Below are 17,990 nucleotides of genomic sequence, written 5' to 3'. Positions count from 1 at the left end.
TCATGCTCGCAATCGATAAACTGAATTTCAGCTACGGAGACATGCAGGTCCTCTGGGACGTGGATCTGACGGTGAACGAAGGGGAAATCGTGACAGTAGTCGGCGCCAACGGTGCGGGCAAGTCAACGACCCTGAAGAACGTGTCGCGTCTCGTGAAGTGGGAATCCGGCTCCATTACCTTCAACGGGACCGATCTCGCAAGACACGAACCCCACGAAGTGGTGGAGATGGGGATCGTTCAGGTGCCGGAAGGAAGGAAGATATTCCCCGAAATGACCGTCGTGGAAAACCTCCGGATGGGCTCGTTTATCAAGAGCGCCCGCCCCGATCGGGACGCCAATATCGACCGGGTATTCCAGCTTTTCCCCCGTCTCAAGGAGCGGGAGAAGCAACTGGGTGGCACAATGTCCGGCGGTGAGCAGCAGATGCTCGCCATAGCGCGCGGACTCATGGCAAACCCGAAACTGATTCTGCTGGACGAACCGTCACTCGGGCTTGCGCCCCTCCTGGTAAAGTTCATCTTCGATATCATTCTGGAGATCAACAAGCAGGGGGTCACGGTCCTGCTGGTCGAGCAGAACGTTTACCAGTCGCTGCGGATCGCCCACAGGGCCTACGTCCTGGAAACCGGTCGGGTTGTCCTGACCGGCAAAGGTGAAGAGCTTCTCAACGATGAACATGTGAAAAAGGCATTCTTGGGGATGTAGAGCGTTAAGGCGCCCCTCTGTGGGCGTCCATTTCCGGGCAGGCACGGGTTTTACCCCACAGGAGGAAACCATCATGACCAAAGTCGAAAAATGGATGACCAGGAACCCCATCACCATCGACGCCGACGCCAGCATCATAGAGACCATCCATCTCATGAAGGAAAAGAACGTACGCCGACTGCCGGTGATGAAAAAAGGGAAGTTCGTCGGGCTCATTACCGACCGGATGATCAAGGAATACACCCCAAGCAAGGCGACCGCCCTCGACACGTGGGAAGTCCACTATATTCTCTCCAAAACCTCGGTCAAAGATGCCATGAACGCTAAACCCTACACCGTCACTCCCGACACTGATCTCACTGACGCAGCGCAACTGATTCACGATAAAAAACTCTATGGCCTCTGTGTGGTGGATTATAAAGGGGACCTGGTCGGCATCATGACCACTACCAACATTCTCGAAGCGCTCATCGCCATCTGCAAGAACCCCCAGACCTGTCAACAGTAGCATCACCCCATATGAAAAAAGGGGTACGCGGAATCCGCGTACCCCTTTTTGTTGTGCCTGGGTCAGGCTCAATTATTTTGCCAGCAACTCACGCCCAAAAGGGGACATTTCCCGGCCCCGTCGAATAATGGCGGGGAGTTCCCTAATGACCGTATCGATCTCCTCGTCTGTCGTGAACCGGGACAGTGAAAAACGGATAGAGCCGTGGGCACAGGTGAAGGGCACCCCCATTGCACGCAGAACGTGGGAGGGTTCCAGAGATCCGGAAGTGCAGGCGCTCCCCGAGGAAGCACAGATCCCCAGCTCGGAAAGATACAGGAGAATCAACTCACCTTCGACGAATTCGAAGGCAATGGAAACGGTATTGGGAAGCCGGTCGGCACCGCCGCCGTTGATGCGGGCTGCCGGGATAAGGCGCAGCAGTTCATTCTCCAGGCGATCACGCATCGCCCTGACGCGGGTATTTTCATCGCCCATATGCTGCCCGGCGAGTTCGCATGCCTTCCCCAGGGCAATGATGGATGCAGTATTTTCCGTACCGGCACGGCGACTCTTCTCTTGATGCCCTCCGACAAGGAGTGGCCGGAAGGGTACCCCCTTACGAACATACAGAATACCGACCCCCTTCGGCGCATGGAGCTTGTGGCCAGAGAGCGAAAGCATATCAATGGTAGATTCAGCCATGTTGAGGGGAATTTTGCCAACAGCTTGCACCGCATCAGTATGGAACAGCGCTCCCTTTTCCTTGACGAGCCGGCCAACCTCCTCGATGGGAAAAATGACACCAGTTTCGTTGTTCGCATACATGATGGAAACAATGGCGGTGTTATCGTCAATGGCGCTGCGCAGTTCATCCATATCCAGCCGGCCGGCGCTGTCCACATTCAGCTCGGTAACACGGTAACCATGTTTCGAAAGACCGCGGCAGAGTGTTAGCACTGCCGGATGTTCCACTCGCGTCGTAATAACATGACGCTTATTCGGAAAAACCTCCAGGGCCGACCTGATTGCCGCATTGTCGCTCTCCGTCCCGCATGCCGTAAAGATTATCTCCTCCGGATGTGCACCGATGAGATCGGCAACCCGCTGCCGTGCCTCATCCACCTTTTTTTGTACCTGGCCACCGAAATAGTGCATGGAACTAGGATTGCCGTAAAGTTCGCAGAAATAGGGGCGCATCTCCTCGAAGACCACCTCGTCCACTTTGGTAGTGGCGTTATTGTCCAGGTAGATTTCCCTCATCCCTGCACCTCCTCGACAGTGATGTCATCGGCCACCAATTCCCGCAGCTTCTGCTCCACAAACCGTGAGGTATAACCGGAAGAGGCACAGCCGGCACATGCCTTGCGGAACGCTATCTGGACAGCATTCCCCGCAATGTCTATCAGTTCAAGATCGCCACCATCTGCCCAGAGAAGTGGCCTTACCTCGTTTTCCAGCACCTCCTGAATCAGCTGCATTTTCCGCAGATTGGTAAGCCGCTCCGGTTTCTTGGACTCCTGCTTCTGCTGTTCCCCAAGCACTTCGGCAATGAGTTCCTTGATTTTGGGTATACAACCGCCGCAGGCCCCCCCTGCTTTGGTAAAATGTGTGACCTGCTCGGCGGTATGCAGACGGTTCTGGCTGATGACCTTCTTGAGGAAGCCATCAGTAAGACCAAAGCACTTGCAAACGATCTCTCCCTCCTGCTCATGCTCATGGCCGTGATCATGGGTCGGTACCGGACCACCCCGATACTTGGCGATCGCCACCTCCAGAGCCTCCTGCCCCATGACGGAGCAGTGCATTTTTTCCTCCGGCAGTCCTCCGAGAAAGTCGGCGATCTCCTTGTTGGTCACGCCGAGGGCCTCGTCTAGGGTCTTCCCCTTGATCATTTCGGTCAGTGCCGACGATGAGGCGATGGCGCTGCCACAACCAAAGGTCTGGAACTTCGCATCCACGATCCGCTCTTTGGTATCGTCCAGCTTTATGAACAGCTTAAGGGCATCGCCACAGGCCAGGCTCCCCACTTCACCCACCGCGTCCGCATTCTCTATCTCACCCACATTTCTCGGATTCAGGAAATGTTCCTTTACCTTGTCAGTGTAATCCCACATCTACAGCCTCCCGGAAGTGTTTTTGGACATCTGGATACGCAATCAGTATCCCAGTTTCATGCGTCGTGATTACGATACATTGCCTGAGTAATTTAGTCAAGTATAGACCTGTAACAAAAGACGCGTGGGTATGGCTTATGTGCCCACGCGTCTTTGCCTATCTGTTGAAACACCTTTTTTCAGCTCAAGATGTACTGTTTTCCTGCAACCATGACCTCTTTGAGCCTCTCCGGTGACGCAGCCTCGCCATAGAGGCGCACCACCGGTTCGGTGCCAGATTTGCGGAAGAGAAGCCAGCTGCCATCATCGAGAAGGAACTTGTTGCCATCGATGGTGACCACATCCTTGACTCGGGTTCCGGCAATCTCGGAGGGGGAAGCCCCCATCTTGTCCGGGAACCGGTCTTCAAGCTCCGGCGAGAGGGTGATATTTTCCCGTTTTGTGACAACGCGCCCGACTTGGCTGTAGAGCCGCTCAAGAAGCGCGCGTACCGACATCCCCTCATGGGAGACCATCTCGGCAACCAGAAAGCAGGCAAGGATGCCGTCCTTCTCCGGCACATGCCCACGGATGGTGAGACCGGCACTCTCTTCGCCACCAATGATGATCTTGTCCTGGGTCACCAGTTCGCCGATATACTTGAAGCCTACCGGCGTTTCGTACACCTCTACTCCGTGCTTCCGCGCCACCGCGTCAATCAGGTGGGACGTTGCGACGCTCCGTGCCACGCCACCCTTCATGCCCCTTACGCGAACGAGGTAATCGAGGAGCAGCGCGATAACGTAATTCGGTTCGATGTAGGTTCCGTCCTCGTCCACTATGCCGAAGCGATCGGCGTCACCGTCGGTGGCAATGCCGAGTTTTATTGCCGGGTCCCCCTTGACCAGAGTAATGAAATCCTGGATGTTCTTCTCGGCGGGTTCGGGAGCAAAACCGCCGAAGTAGGGGTCACGATGGGCATTGATGAGCCGGATCGGAATATTCCGATCAGTGAGCGGCGTATCCAGATAGCCCCGGGCGGTGCCATAGAGCGGATTGACTGCCAGGACACCAAGCCGGGCGATGGCCGCAAAATCGACTTTCTGCTCCAGATCGGCCAGATAAGCAGGGCGGGGGTCTATCTCCTCCAGCAGCCCCCGCCGCTGGGCATCGTCAAGCTCAAGTTCCTTGTAGCAAAACTCGCCGAGCATCTCGTTTGCCCGCCGTTCAATATCCCGGGTAGCTTCCGGCAGTGCAGGCCCTCCCGATGCAGGTGAGAATTTCAGGCCATTGTACTCAGGAGGGTTGTGGCTGGCAGTAAAATTGATCGCCCCCGCCGTTTTGCGGCGCAGTATCTCGAAAGCCACCACCGGCGTCGGCGTGTCGCGATTGCAGAGAAACGTCTTGATCCCGGATCCGGTCAGCACCCTTGCAGCTTCCTTGGCAAACCGGTCCCCCATGAAACGGGAATCATAGGCAACGATAATCCCCTTGTCCCTGTCCCCCTGATCGGTTATGTGGTCGGCAATGGCCTGGGTTACAACTTTAACATTATCGAAGATGAAGTCCTCGCACAGAATACCGCGCCAGCCCGAAGTTCCAAAGGTTATACGTGACATTACGCCCTCCCGGGTATGAAATGGATACCTGCGACATATCAACGGAATAAACCGGCCAAAAGATGAGTAAAACAAGGATTCCAGGAGGAGAAATGAATCATCACATGCGTGCACAAAGGCCCGACACGACAGACATCGCATGGATACGCGCCTGCAATGCCGCCTTGGTGCTCAATTATTGAGTAAAAGGGTAATACATAGGGGACGGTGAGTCAATGGGAAAGGGCTTGTTTGAAAGGATTTTTCCTGTTGACATTTTTCCAGCAAAATTGCTACATTGGCTGATAGACAGTTACGCGGCAAGCGAATAGAAGACGAGGAGGAGAGTTTATGCAATGCCAGACCGTACTTCCTGGTACCGAGTGTACCTTCTGGGGTAAGCAGGGGTGTGTTTTTTCCGATGGCTCCTGTCAGGTGGTAGTGGAAAATTGTGAAGGGTGCGAGCGCATCGTCGATGGCTCCATCGGCCGGGTCTGCAGCGCCTATCCGGCGCCGGAAAAGAAATGGCTGGCCGGAATCTGCAACTTCGCCACTCACGTTAAGGTCGAGATCAAGAGCGAAGACACCAAGACCAACCCCCTCAAGGCTTCCAAAAAGGCCTCGGGCGGCAGCAAGAAGAAGTAAACCCGCACCACAAGGCACGAAAAAGGGAGGATTCTATCCTCCCTTTTTTTATTCCCGAAACATTCAGGAGGAGACATGCCCCGTGACTATCTGGCCTGCCCTGCCTGTGGCGCGCAGGTCAAAGCCTACCGCAACCCCTTTCCCACGGTCGATATCATTATAGAAATGGCAGAAGGAATCGTGCTGATCGAAAGGCGAAACGAGCCCTTCGGCTGGGCACTGCCGGGGGGATTCGTGGATTACGGTGAAACCCTCGAAGATGCAGCCATCAGGGAAGCCCGGGAAGAAACCTCCCTCGAAATCGGTTCGCTGCGGCTGGTAGGGTGCTATTCCGACCCAATCCGGGATGCGCGCATGCATACCATCTCCACGGTATACGCGGCCAAGGGGTCGGGCGTCCCCCATGCTGCAGACGATGCCGTCAGTCTTGACGTCTTTCCCCTTTCAGCTCTCCCCGCTAGGCTCTGTTTCGACCACGAAAAAATTCTTCAGGACTACGTCCGGCTCAAGAAGAAAGGGCTACTCTGAGAGAGTTCCTTTGTCAGCATCGGCAATCCGAGAAAGCTCCACTCCCCTGTCCCGCATGAAGGCGGCAACATCCTCCGCCGGCATCGGCCTGCTAAAGAAATAGCCTTGCATCTCGTCACACAGGTTTTCCTTCAGAAACGTAACCTGCCCTTCCGTCTCGACCCCTTCGGCAATTACCCGCAAATTGAGGCTGTTCCCCATGGCAATGATGGCGGTTGCAATGGCGGCATCCTTTGAATTGATCTCCACATCCCTGACAAACGATTTGTCGATCTTTAGCGTGTTAACCGAGAACCGTTTCAGATGGGCAAGAGACGAGTAGCCGGTACCGAAATCGTCTATGGAAATCTCCACCCCGAGTTCCTGTAATTCGCTGAGGATGGTAATGGCAAAATCCGGGTTCTGCATGATGACCGTTTCGGTAATCTCCAATTCCAGATAACAGGGCTCCATCCCGCTCTGGGCAAGGGCGCGCGTAACGACGTCCACAAGGTTTTTCTGTTGCAACTGGTAACCGGACAGATTAACTGCAACACGGACCGGGGGGAGTCCCTCCAGTTGCCAAGCCTTGTTTTGCTGGCACGCTCGAGTAAGTACCCATTCACCAATCGGAACAATGAGGCCGGTCTCTTCCGCAAGGGGAATGAACTCCGATGGCGGAAGCAGGCCCAGGTCGGGGTGTACCCAACGGAGCAAGGCTTCCATGGCAGTTATTGCGCCGCTCGTCGCATCGATCTTGGGCTGATAGTGAAGATGGAATTCTTCCCCGTCGAGCGCCTTGCGCAGACCGTTTTCAAGCACAAGCCGCTTATGGGCATTCTCATCCATTGCGCTTTCGTAGTATTGGTGGGTGTTTCTCCCCAGTCCCTTGGCGTTGTACATGGCAATGTCGGCCTTCTTGACCAGATTGTCGAGGTCCTCTCCATCCTCGGGGTAGAGGCTGATACCGATGCTGGTCGTGGCGAAGAGTTCATGACCCTCGATGTTAAAAGATGCCGATAGGGTCGTGGATATCTTCTGCGCAACCTTCTCCGCGTCAGCAGCCTCTTTCAGATTGACCAACACGATAATGAATTCATCTCCTCCTATGCGGGCCACCGTATCAACTTCCCGCACACAGCAGTTGAGCCGCTGGGCTACAGACTGGAGCAGCTTGTCGCCAATGGAGTGCCCCAACGTGTCGTTGATGATTTTAAAGCGATCGAGATCGAGAAAAAGTATCGCCATATGGAGTTTCTGCCGGTGGGCCAGTGCCCGTGCCTGTTTCAGGCGGTCGAGGAACAGGATACGGTTTGGCAGGCCGGTAAGGGTGTCATGGTGGGCAAGGCGGTACAATTGTTCCTGGGTCTGCTTGCGATCACTGATGTCGCGGCATATCCCCCAGATAGCTGCCGACTTGTCATCCTTAATGATACCGGTCAGATTGCCTTCAACCGTTATGAGTCGGCCGTCTCGTGCCCTGAAGACCGCCTCGAGGGGGTCAGTCTTCCCCCCGGCGAGGACATCGCGGAATTCCCGCAGACACTGAGTTCTACTTTCATCATGAAGAATATCGAGCATCTTGAGCGTCGACACCTCCTCCGGCCGATAACCGAGAATCCGTAGCCAGGCGTGGTTCACATACAGAAATCTTCCGTCGGGGGCTATGCTGAAAATTAGATCGTTCGCGGTATCGAGAAAATTGACAAGTCGCTCCTCACTTTTGCGAAGGGCCTCGTTATCGTTCCGGATCACCGTCATGAGAAAGGTGCCGATGAAGGCTACGGTAGCATTGAGAATCACAACCCAGAACCACATGAGGGCCAGATAGAGTGGGTCATGATGAAGGCCATGCTCAACAAACGGCATCGTAATATAGGGAATCAGTTCATAATAATGACCTGTAAGCAACGTCCCGTACAACAGGGATCCAACTGCACCGATCATCCAGACTTCCCTGCGTTTTTCCAGAAGATAGGAAGCCTCGATGGTAATAATCAGATAGACCGGCCAGAACCAGCTGGACGCACCTCCGCTGAACTGGATGAGTATGGTAACAAACAGCATATCCAGCAATATCTGCAGAATGCTGAGTACATGGGCCATATCTGCATGGCGGGAACTGCTCTCGAGAAACAGATTGTATGAAACAACTCCCACTAATGTGACAAAAAGAAACGTAAGCTGTGAAGGGGTCAGGAAAAATCCGTATTTGCTGAAATAGAAGAACCCACCCGCGTAACAGCAGTAGAGTCCAATGAGCAATAACAGTACCCATCTTGTTTTGGCCACAATAGCAATCCGCTCCACGATTTCTACGGATGGAGGTCGATCTGCTTCACGATTGAGGTTGTATCGCTTGGAGAGGGCATCAAGCCAGGTCATGTTTTGCATATAAGTCTTCCCTTTGCGCAAGTTCAGCAAAACTCCAAACTAAAAGGCCAAAAAAGGCTTCATATTTCAGGAAAGATTCGAATTACAGGTTCTCGCGGCAGGATTCCCATCTCCGTTGCATACCGAAAAAATTCCTTCACGCCTTGCAGGTGGAAGGGCGTCAAGTCATAGGAAATGCACCGCCAGTAATCAACAAGCCTTTCCCGTCCCATCCATTGTTCCTCCTCGCATGTGGCGGCAATAGCCTCATACGATTCATAGGCAATGCGCTTGGCTTCCCGCAACTGGGAAAGCAACGCAGCAACCTCACCATGGTTTCCCTCGACGGCCTCCCGGCGCACAATCCACAGGGCGAACACGAACGGAAGGCCGGTAAACCGGAACCACTCCTCGCCAAGATCATATACATGCTCCACGCGCCCGTCCATGCTCCCCCTCAGGGCCGCATCGCCTATCAGGAGGATTGCGGGAAAGGTTTCGAGAGCCTGTGCAAGGGGAAGAGACGTACGCTCGAAACTGTTCGACAGGCCGTGGCTCCGGGACAGCAGTATCCGGAGTAGGTTCACCGACGTGTCGGAATCGGTGGTCAGCCCTACCGTGGATCCCTCAAGCTCGTTGAGGGGAACCCGGGAAAAGAGGAGCACGCTCTTGACGGGTCCAATGGAACTTATGGAAAGGTCTGGCAAAAGGTAGTACAGTTCGGGTGATTTGGCGTAGGCGATGGAAGAAGAAGGGCACAGATCAATGCCACCATTGGCAAGAAGCGCATTCAGGTGTGATGGGACCCCCCGTACAAACTGGTAGGTGAACGTGGGAAAATTCCGTGTCAAGGCAGTGAATATGGGGGTAACGTTGGCGTAACCTATCTGACCGATACGCAGGGTCATAAGCGTAGCTCGCAACTATATTCCATGGAAACATTCCTTTAAGATGGTGATCAAATCTATATCATGATTCATCTCAATACCCAAGGCAAAACGGCTGCCCAGCGCGGGTCAGGAGCCAACAAAAAAAGAAGGCGAGATGTCTCTCGCCTTCTTTTCGCTTAGCAAATTTCGTGTCGCGGTTATTCTTCATGTTCTTCCACATAGTCCATGTAATCTTCCACCGACATGAGGGAATTCAACTCTTCGGGATCGTTGATGCCGACCGTCACGAGCCAGCCGCCATCGTAAGGATCGTCATTGACAAGTTCCGGTGTCACCTGCAACTCCTCGTTCACCTCGAGCACCGGCCCACTGAAGGGGGCATAAAGGTCTGCCACGGTCTTGCGCGCCTCAATGGAACCGAAGGAGTCGTCTTGCTCAAGATCATCGCCGGTCCCCGGCAATTCAACCGCCGTGATCATCCCCAGTTCCTGCTGGGCAAAATCGGTGATGCCGATTACCGCCCTGTTACCTTCCAGTCTGACCCAGATATGTTCTTTGCTGTACTTCAATTCTTCGGGAAAATCCATGGGCTACTCCAGCACAATCCTTTCGAGGAAACTGGTGTCGATGTTTCCTTCGATAAAATCCTTATTGGCCATGATCCGTTTGTGGAACGGGATCGTCGTCTTTATCCCCTCTATAATGTACTCATCCAGAGCCCTGGCCATCCGCCTGATAGCATCCTGCCTGTTGTCGGCATGGACAATCAGCTTGGCAATAAGCGAGTCATAGTGAGGAAGAACAGTATACTGGTCATACACGAAGGAGTCAACCCGCACCCCAAGCCCACCGGGGGGATGATATCCGACGATCTTGCCGGGAGACGGCGTAAACTTCACCGGATCCTCAGCGTTGATGCGGCATTCGATGGCATGGCCGTGGATCTTGATATCGGTCTGCTTGTAGCGTAGCTTGAGTCCAGCCGCAGAGCGAATCTGCTCCCTGACGACATCCACGCCGGTCACCATCTCTGTCACGGGATGCTCCACCTGAACACGGGTGTTCATCTCCATGAAGTAGAAGTTATTATTCTTATCAACCAGGAATTCCATGGTACCAACGCTGTTGTACCCTACAGCCTTGGCGGCCCGAACGGCAGCTTCACCCATCTGCTTGCGCAATTCCGGAGTGCTGACGGTTGAAGGAGCTTCTTCGATTATTTTCTGGTGCCGCCGCTGGATCGAACAGTCCCGCTCTCCAAGATGGATCACGTTACCATGCTTGTCGGCGAGAATCTGAATCTCAACGTGGCGGGGTTGTTCGCAGTATTTTTCGATGTAGACTTCCGGGTTGCCGAAACCGGCCTGCGCCTCGGCACGGGCAGTGGCAAAGGCATTGGGGAGAGTCGCAGGCGAATGGACTATCTTCATTCCCCTTCCCCCACCACCGGCGGTGGCCTTGATGATGACGGGGAACCCGATCTCCTTGGCGATTCGGATCGCCTCGGTGACGTCGTTAACCCCTTCCTTGGTGCCGGGGAGTATGGGAACCCCTTCCTTGATCACCGCTTGCCTGCCGCTGATCTTGTCCCCCATGATGCGCATGCTCTCTGCGGACGGCCCGATGAATACGATACCGCAGTTCTCGCAGATTTCGGCGAAGGCGGCATTCTCGGACAGAAACCCATACCCGGGATGGATCGCCTCCGCATCGGTAATCTCGGCCGCACTGATAATGGCATTGATGTTCAGGTAGCTCTGGAGGCTGGGGGCCGGCCCGATGCAGACGCTCTCATCGGCAAGCTTGACATGGAGCGACTCGCTATCGGCGGTGGAATACACCGCAACGGTCTTGATCCCCAACTCCTTGCAGGCACGGATAATACGCAGGGCAATCTCCCCACGGTTGGCAATTAGTACTTTATGGAACATCAAAGACTCTCCGATTGGTTGATTGGACAATGGTGAACTACAGCAGCACTTTGCCTAGAGCGGCTCGACCAGGAACAGGGTGTCGCCGAACTCAACCGGTTGGGCGTTCTCCTTGGTGATCTGGATAATTTTGCAGCGGAACTCCGCTTCAATCTCGTTCATCAGCTTCATTGCCTCAACTATACAGAGGACCTCCCCTTTTTCAACGATCTTCCCGACCTCAACATAGGGAGCCGCATCGGGCGCAGGGGCACGGTAGAAGGTACCCACGATCGGGGATGTGACTGCCTGTCCCTTGTCGGGCACAGTTGCTGTGCCAGCAGCAGAAGAAGCGCTTTCCATAGCCGGGAGGGGTTGAACCGATGGGAACTGTGCGGGAGCCATCTGGGGCATGGCAATCTGCTGAGGCGCCTGATAATGGACTATTTGGGGGGCACTCCCCCGCTTTATGGAAATTTTCTCTTCGCTGTTTTCCATCTCGAACTCGGTGATATCGGTGTCCGTTACCATTTTTATCAGTGTCTTGATATCCTTAATATCCATTCTTCAATCTCCTTTGATCCGTTATGATAACAACTCTGGCACTTGTATTGTGTCCTTCGAACCTTGCTGACGGGTGACAGACGTTTTTCCGTCAGAGTATCATCAACTCCTTGGGAACGCCAGTCAGGCAGCGGTAACCGTCGGGGGTTACTATCACCGTATCTTCAATTCTGACACCACCCCAGCCGGGAATGTATATGCCCGGTTCAATGGTAAACACCATTCCCGCTTTGACCTCACCCTCGCCGCGAAATGATACGACCGGTTTTTCATGGACTTCAAGCCCGACCCCATGCCCAAGTCCGTGGCCAAAAAACTCACCATACCCTCGAGCGGTAATGAAGTCTCGCGCAATCGTATCCAGTTCTCTGAACTGGATACCAGGCTGCACAGCCGCCAAGGCAAGGTCATGTGCCTCCTTGACGATGCCGTAAATCTCGCGCTGCCGTTCATTGGGCGTTCCGACAGCGACCGTAACCGTTTCGTCGGAGCAGTATCCCTGATATACTCCACCAAAGTCCAAGGTAACCAGTTCACCAGCAGCGATCAGCTTGTCACTGGCCTTACCATGGGGAAGTGCACCACGTGTGCCCGAGGCCACGATGAAATCGAAGGCCTTTTCCTCGCCCCCCCCCCGTTTAATGGCAAATTCAAGGGCAAGCGCCACATCCCGCTCTTTCGCTCCCGGCCGAATTTCGCCGCAAATTTCAAGAAGGGCCCGGGACGCCAGATCGGCGCTTCGGGCCAGCAACTCCAACTCCTGTACATCCTTTATCTGCCGGAGTGTTGTCAACTCCGTCCCGATGGGAACCAGTTCAATACCGGGCAAAATACCTGCAAGGGCGTGGAACTGAGCCACCGACATCTGTTCAGATTCAAAACCGACCCTGACCGCCCCATACTCTTGAATATACGAGGCGATCCCTTCCAGTTTCCCCCGGTATTCACGACTCGGAAACCGGGTCACCTCCTGGGCCGCCTGGGTAGTGTAACGGGAATCAGTGAGGAACATACCACCGTCACGGGTAACGAGCAGAGCGCCATCGCTGCCGGTAAAACCGCACAGATAGCGGATATTGTAAAGATTTACAAAGAGGATGGCATCGACGCCAAACCTCTCCAGATACTCCCTGGACGAAGAGATTCTGTCTTTTAACACACCTGCTACTCCTATTACAATCCTTTTTTAATATGGTTAAAAAGTGCTCTCAGGCCGAGAAGGTAGCTGTCAGGACCGAAGCCGGTTATCTGTCCCACGGCGACGGGTGCGATAAAACTCCGGGTACGGAATTCCTCGCGGCAATGGATATTTGAAAGGTGTACTTCCACTACGGGAAGAGCGACTGCGGAAAGAGCGTCGCGGATGGCAACGCTGGTGTGGGTGTAGGCTGCGGGATTGATAACGATACCGTCACAGTCATGGGCAGCGGCTTGAATCCTGTCGATCAACTCCCCTTCGGAGTTGGACTGGAAACATGTCAGCGAAATACTGAGATCGTCAGCTAGAAGCGTCAACGCCTCATTGATTCCAGCAAGAGTATCGAACCCGTATACATCGGGTTCACGGGTCCCAAGCAGGTTCAGATTCGGCCCGTGCAGTACGAGAATATGCATGATTCCTCCCCCACTCCTACTGCAAACCTGCCAGCAATGCAGGAACCTCGCGTTTTAGCAGGTAACGTCCCTTACCGTAGTTTCCATCGCTGGACATCATCAGAACGACAAAAAATTCATCATTGACGGCTCTGACAAGTATCCGGTAACGCCCGGTGGCAATGGTCACCTCTTCCAACTCACCGGATTTAAGGACATCGACCGTATTCTTCACTTCCTTGAGAACTGTCGCGTATTCGACCGCCAGGAGCTGCACATCGAAACCGCTATCCGCTCGAACATACGTATCGATTTCGATGCCGTCATACCCCATGATGATGGCGCCAAATCCTCCCTCGACTCCTTGCACTATGGTTTGCAACGTATCCCTAAATGGCATTAGCGTCTCCTCTCGATATTCTCCAGCCAGTGTTCCAGAGTCCGGAGTACCGATTCCGTAGCGCCAGCTTCAACTGACTCAACCGGTGAGTTCAAAGTTGTCGGAGCGCCGGCGTCCTCCAGAGAAAGATCATCCAGTGAGTGCTCCCGCGCAGAAACCTGGTCACGGTCAACGGCTTCCTTGAGTTCAACCATTCGCCGTTTCAAATCTTCGTTGTCGGGTTCAGTTTCGAGCAATTCTCGATATATGGTCACTGCTCGCTTGAGAAATCCCTGGGAGACGTAAAGTTCAGCCAAGGTGGCCGTCGACAGGGGATCTCGCGCCGTTTCGCTCCCGGTATTCCGGGATGTGTCGGTACCCTGAGACTCCTCGTCGACTGGGGCATCATCGTCCGAGGAAAACCCTTCATCGGGAGACTCATCTTCAGACACCTCCACCAGCAGGTCATCGTCTTCCAGGACGATTTCCTCTACGCTCTCCGTGTCCATAACACTCTCCATAGCAGAAACTCCATCCCCGCGAGTTTCCCCATGCTTTTCGAACTCAGTTCCTAACGCGATCGAATTCTGATCCATCGTCACGCCCTTATCCCACAGGCAGTCAGTAGCGTTGATATATCGGTCACCCTGCCAATATGGAAATTGCCAATCCCCCGGTTAAAGACAAAATTGAGCCCTCCCTCGCGGACCTTTTTATCATGCCAGAGCGCTTCGGTATACTCATCAGCACCGAACTTCGGCAAATCCACCGGCAAACCGAGTCGTGTCAGCAGCGCCACAATTCTCTCCGTCTCGTCGTGACGGGAAAATTCAGACTGTTCGGAAAATCTGGCGGCTTGAACCATGCCGATGGCGACCGCTTCACCATGCTTGTAGTGACCATAGCCCGTCAGCGTCTCGACTGCATGGCCAACGGTATGTCCGTAATTGAGGACAGCACGAAGTCCTGCTTCCCGTTCGTCCTTCTCCACCACCGAAGCCTTGATGGCACAGGATCGCCTGATAACGTGAAGCAGGGAGTCGCTGTTTCTTTCCAAGAGCTTGTCCCCATGGGCTTCAATATACTCGAAAAGTTCCCGATCCAGCACAATTCCGTACTTTACGATCTCCGCCAAGCCACACAGGAATTCGCGTTCCGGTAAAGAAGCAAGTACCGCAACGTCGATCAGAACCAGGCGCGGCTGGTAAAACGCACCAATGAGATTCTTTCCCTGGGGGTGATTGATACCGGTTTTACCACCGACACTGCTGTCCACCTGTGCAAGCAGCGTTGTCGGAACCTGGACGAACGGTACTCCTCGTAAATAGGTAGCAGCCGCAAAACCCGCTATATCGCCCACAACTCCCCCACCCAGGGCAAGAATGAACGCGCCACGGTCGAGACCGAGAGCAACACAGCGGTCATATATGGCGTTAAGTGTTACACTGTTTTTGTATTCTTCTCCGTCGGGCATCTCCACCAAGTTCACGGTGAAACCCGCCTTCTGCAAGGAATCGCATACTCCACCAGCATACAGGGAACCAACTGTCGGGTTGGTAATCACCGCAACATTATTCCCCAGATTATGATCCTTGCAACAGGCGCCGATAGTTCCGAGATTGCCGTTGCCAATATAAAGGGGATAACTTCTCTCTCCCAACCCTACGTCAAGCCTCGCCACGTGTCTCACACCTTTTTAGCAATAATAAAATTTCGTCAACTATTTGAGCGATGAATCTGCCACTGGTCTCAATTCGGAAATCTGCATCTGCATAGAATGGCTCCCTACGGGAGATTAACTCTCTGATGCGATCGAGCGACTTGTCGTCATTGAGGAGAGGTCGGTCATGCTCATGCTGAAGTCGATGAAGAATCTCCTCTGCCGAAGCCGAAAGATTGATGACCGCTCCGAGGGTGTGGAGAACGTGTCTGTTTTCATCGGCGATGACTGCGCCACCACCGGTTGAGAGAACTATCCCCTCCTCTCCTTTCAGTGACACCAGTATCTTGGACTCCAGGGAACGAAAAACGGCTTCCCCACTCCTTACGAAAATCTCGTTGATGGAGATGCCTGCTTCGGCAACTATCAGTGCGTCAAGGTCAATATACCGGTAGTTGAGCCTCAGTGCCAGTTCTTTTCCCACACTGCTCTTGCCGGTTCCCATGAACCCGGTCAGAATGATGTTTTTCATGTCAGAAGGAACGCAGGTACGCCAGGTAGCCATCGTAGTTGCGGTGTATTTCACCGAGCGAGTCGCCCCCGAACTTTTCCAGAAAAGCATTGAGAATTTCGAGAGCAACAACCGCCTCTGCCACCACCGCAGCAGCCGGCACTGCACAGGTATCGGAACGCTCGACCGTTGCCTCGAAAGGCTCCTTGGTCACAATGTCAACCGACCGGAGGGGTTTGTAGAGGGTCGGTATCGGCTTCATTGCGGCACGAACGACGATGGTTTCACCGTTAGTGATGCCCCCCTCAATCCCTCCCGCGTTGTTAGTCTTGCGGTAGAAACCCGATGACTTGCCTTCAGCCAGACGTACTGAATCATAGTATATCTCGTCGTGAACCTTGGATCCGGGATTGCGGGCCGCATCGAAGCCACTTCCAACCTCAACGCCCTTGATGGCCTGGATACTCATGAGCGCCATGGCAAGGCGGCCGTCAAGCTTCCGATCCCAGTGAACATGGCTCCCCAGTCCCACCGGTACCCCGCAGACGTTCACCTCGATAACACCACCCACCGTGTCGCCAGACTCTTTCGCGCGGTCGATGAGCGCCTTCATTTCCACCTCGGCATGCTCGTCGTAAGTGAACAGTGCGGATGCCATCACCTTCTCCATAATCGCATTATGGTTCAGATGGGGGCGCTCTGAGGTAATACCTCCCAGTTCCGTGACAAAACCGGAAACCGTGATGCCAAACTGCGCAAGAATCGACTTTGCCACGGAACCGACGGCAACCCGCACTGCGGTTTCTCGCGCACTGGACCGTTCAAGTATGTTGCGCACATCGTGGTGATCGTACTTCATGGCGCCGGGTAGATCAGCATGTCCCGGCCGTGAACGTGTGACCGCAAGTTTGTCGTCCCGGTGTCGGCCATGGGGGGACATCTTCTCCTGCCAGTTCACCCAGTCACGATTGACCACACAGAGCGTAATGGGCGATCCAATGGATTTCCCCCACCGGACACCTGACAATATCTCAACCCGATCCGTCTCAATCTGCATACGCCCACCCCGACCGTAACCACACTGACGGCGAGACAGGTCAATATTTATCTTTTCCGCCTCAAGGGGAAAACCTGCAGGTACCCCTTCGATAATGGCAGTAAGCTGGGGGCCATGGGACTCACCCGCTGTCAGGTAACGTAACATCGGTTCTCCGTGTTTCTAAACAAATGCCAGGGAAACCCTGGCATTTGTAAACAACCCAAACTTAACATCGTACAAATTTGAGGACTTATGGGACAGCAGTTCGAGTAACAGTAAGGTTAGTTGTCCCCGTAGCCTGAAAACCAACAAGCAAGTCAGTCGCCACCCACGTGATAGTGACCGTTCTTGATGAAACCGTATTGGGTACTGCTACCGTCATCGTTACACCAGCTAATGACGCAACTCCAGCCGCAGTTGTAGTAATCGTCGTCGTTGCTGGAGTAAGTGAATCCAAAGTATTATTAGTGTCAGGAGATGAAGTAAACGTAGCATTTACCAGGATAGGATGATTAGCTATATCGCCTAAAAACGGATCGACAATCTGTACAAAATTCGCTGCAGTCAATGCAAAGGAAGCCGTTGAGCCGAGCGGAACAGTGGCATCAGCCGTGATTGGCGCAGCAGCAGTAGGCGGGGTCATCGAAAAAGTTGCACCACTCATTGTAACAATTTTGAAATCAGTGAGGTTGCCGGTTTTAGCTTGAACGACGATATCTTTTGAACCAACGAAAGGTTTCGGCATAAATGTCAGCCCCACCGAACCACTATTATTGGTGCTGAAGGTTCCCAGGTCGACTGTGCCGTTACCGTCGTCATACGAAAAAGATATGGGCATACCGATGAGATCAGTCCTTGTTGGATTTGTATACGTTGCTGTTGCATTTATGAATTTACCGCTAACAGTCGTCGTAAGAGCAATGCTGCCATTAAGTCCGTTTGATCCGTTGCCGCCTCCACCACACCCTGTCAGCGCGAAGAAACTGGCAACAACAAAAAATTTAATCAACATCTTTATAGCCATCTTATCC

The 17,990-nt window shown here is 53.7% G+C and carries 20 protein-coding genes; 4 read left to right on the top strand and 16 right to left on the bottom strand.

Annotated elements, in window-relative coordinates; genetic code table 11:
* The first annotated feature begins 2 nt into the window (after positions 1–2).
* Both LDN04_RS11030 and LDN04_RS11025 read left to right on the top strand, forming a co-directional pair.
* Complete coding sequence (locus tag LDN04_RS11030) at positions 3–707, top strand: ABC transporter ATP-binding protein (RefSeq protein ID WP_223910178.1); 705 nt, start codon at positions 3–5, stop codon at positions 705–707.
* 73 nt (positions 708–780) lie between these two features.
* Complete coding sequence (locus LDN04_RS11025) at positions 781–1,215, top strand: CBS domain-containing protein (RefSeq protein ID WP_223910176.1); 435 nt, start codon at positions 781–783, stop codon at positions 1,213–1,215.
* A 72-nt stretch (positions 1,216–1,287) separates the two neighbouring features.
* Here LDN04_RS11025 and nifS read toward each other — a convergent pair whose 3' ends face one another.
* The 3 genes from nifS to LDN04_RS11010 form a co-directional block, all read right to left on the bottom strand.
* A complete protein-coding gene (gene nifS / locus LDN04_RS11020; protein ID WP_223910174.1) occupies positions 1,288–2,457 on the bottom strand; it encodes a cysteine desulfurase NifS in 1,170 nt (389 codons plus the stop codon).
* A complete protein-coding gene (gene nifU, locus LDN04_RS11015; protein ID WP_223910172.1) occupies positions 2,454–3,311 on the bottom strand; it encodes a Fe-S cluster assembly protein NifU in 858 nt (285 codons plus the stop codon). The genes nifS and nifU overlap by 4 nt, the downstream gene beginning before the upstream one ends.
* 179 nt (positions 3,312–3,490) lie before the next feature.
* Positions 3,491–4,909 carry a phosphoglucomutase/phosphomannomutase family protein gene (locus tag LDN04_RS11010; protein WP_223910169.1) on the bottom strand — a complete coding sequence of 473 codons (1,419 nt, stop codon included), beginning with the start codon at positions 4,907–4,909 and terminating at the stop codon, positions 3,491–3,493.
* A 330-nt stretch (positions 4,910–5,239) separates the two neighbouring features.
* Here LDN04_RS11010 and LDN04_RS11005 point away from each other — a divergent pair, with 330 nt between their 5' ends.
* Positions 5,240–5,533 (top strand): PxxKW family cysteine-rich protein, encoded by a 294-nt coding sequence (locus tag LDN04_RS11005; protein WP_223910166.1) that lies wholly within the window; start codon positions 5,240–5,242, stop codon positions 5,531–5,533.
* 75 nt (positions 5,534–5,608) lie between these two features.
* Entirely contained in the window at positions 5,609–6,061 is a 453-nt protein-coding gene (locus tag LDN04_RS11000; RefSeq protein WP_223910163.1) for an NUDIX hydrolase, read from the top strand.
* Here the strand turns inward: LDN04_RS11000 and LDN04_RS10995 are convergent.
* The 13 genes from LDN04_RS10995 to LDN04_RS10935 form a co-directional block, all read right to left on the bottom strand.
* Positions 6,053–8,425 (bottom strand): bifunctional diguanylate cyclase/phosphodiesterase, encoded by a 2,373-nt coding sequence (locus LDN04_RS10995; RefSeq protein WP_223910160.1) that lies wholly within the window; start codon positions 8,423–8,425, stop codon positions 6,053–6,055. The genes LDN04_RS11000 and LDN04_RS10995 overlap by 9 nt on opposite strands.
* Before the next feature lie 68 nt (positions 8,426–8,493).
* A complete protein-coding gene (locus LDN04_RS10990; RefSeq protein WP_223910157.1) occupies positions 8,494–9,321 on the bottom strand; it encodes a menaquinone biosynthetic enzyme MqnA/MqnD family protein in 828 nt (275 codons plus the stop codon).
* A gap of 179 nt (positions 9,322–9,500) precedes the next feature.
* Entirely contained in the window at positions 9,501–9,890 is a 390-nt protein-coding gene (gene gcvH, locus LDN04_RS10985; protein ID WP_223910154.1) for a glycine cleavage system protein GcvH, read from the bottom strand.
* A 3-nt stretch (positions 9,891–9,893) separates the two neighbouring features.
* On the bottom strand, positions 9,894–11,234 hold the full coding sequence (gene accC / locus LDN04_RS10980) for an acetyl-CoA carboxylase biotin carboxylase subunit (RefSeq protein ID WP_223910151.1): 1,341 nt from the start codon (positions 11,232–11,234) through the stop codon (positions 9,894–9,896).
* Between the two features lie 54 nt (positions 11,235–11,288).
* Positions 11,289–11,777 carry an acetyl-CoA carboxylase biotin carboxyl carrier protein gene (gene accB, locus LDN04_RS10975; RefSeq protein ID WP_223910148.1) on the bottom strand — a complete coding sequence of 163 codons (489 nt, stop codon included), beginning with the start codon at positions 11,775–11,777 and terminating at the stop codon, positions 11,289–11,291.
* Positions 11,778–11,868: 91 nt separating this feature from the next.
* The gene (locus tag LDN04_RS10970; RefSeq protein WP_223910145.1) at positions 11,869–12,936 is read right to left on the bottom strand and encodes a Xaa-Pro peptidase family protein; all 1,068 of its coding nucleotides are present in this window, start codon (positions 12,934–12,936) and stop codon (positions 11,869–11,871) included.
* 14 nt (positions 12,937–12,950) lie between these two features.
* A complete protein-coding gene (gene aroQ / locus LDN04_RS10965) occupies positions 12,951–13,391 on the bottom strand; it encodes a type II 3-dehydroquinate dehydratase (RefSeq protein WP_223910142.1) in 441 nt (146 codons plus the stop codon).
* A gap of 16 nt (positions 13,392–13,407) precedes the next feature.
* The gene (locus tag LDN04_RS10960) at positions 13,408–13,770 is read right to left on the bottom strand and encodes a roadblock/LC7 domain-containing protein (protein WP_223910139.1); all 363 of its coding nucleotides are present in this window, start codon (positions 13,768–13,770) and stop codon (positions 13,408–13,410) included.
* Positions 13,770–14,270 carry a lipopolysaccharide assembly protein LapB gene (locus LDN04_RS10955; protein ID WP_223910136.1) on the bottom strand — a complete coding sequence of 167 codons (501 nt, stop codon included), beginning with the start codon at positions 14,268–14,270 and terminating at the stop codon, positions 13,770–13,772. The genes LDN04_RS10960 and LDN04_RS10955 overlap by 1 nt, the downstream gene beginning before the upstream one ends.
* Positions 14,271–14,347: 77 nt before the next feature.
* Positions 14,348–15,430, bottom strand: coding sequence for a 3-dehydroquinate synthase (gene aroB, locus LDN04_RS10950; protein WP_223910133.1), 1,083 nt, complete (start codon positions 15,428–15,430; stop codon positions 14,348–14,350).
* Positions 15,417–15,941 (bottom strand): shikimate kinase, encoded by a 525-nt coding sequence (locus LDN04_RS10945; RefSeq protein WP_223910130.1) that lies wholly within the window; start codon positions 15,939–15,941, stop codon positions 15,417–15,419. The genes aroB and LDN04_RS10945 overlap by 14 nt, the downstream gene beginning before the upstream one ends.
* A gap of 1 nt (position 15,942) precedes the next feature.
* Complete coding sequence (aroC, locus tag LDN04_RS10940) at positions 15,943–17,124, bottom strand: chorismate synthase (protein ID WP_223910127.1); 1,182 nt, start codon at positions 17,122–17,124, stop codon at positions 15,943–15,945.
* A gap of 85 nt (positions 17,125–17,209) precedes the next feature.
* Positions 17,210–17,983, bottom strand: a complete 774-nt coding sequence (locus LDN04_RS10935) for a hypothetical protein (RefSeq protein ID WP_223910124.1) — start codon at positions 17,981–17,983, stop codon at positions 17,210–17,212.
* Positions 17,984–17,990 lie beyond the last annotated feature (7 nt).

It is taken from the genome of Geobacter sp. AOG1, assembly GCF_019972315.1.
Taxonomy (GTDB): Bacteria; Desulfobacterota; Desulfuromonadia; order Geobacterales; family Geobacteraceae; genus Geomobilimonas.
Note: the sequence above shows the minus strand (reverse complement) of the source record. Positions and strands in the feature narration are given on the sequence as shown.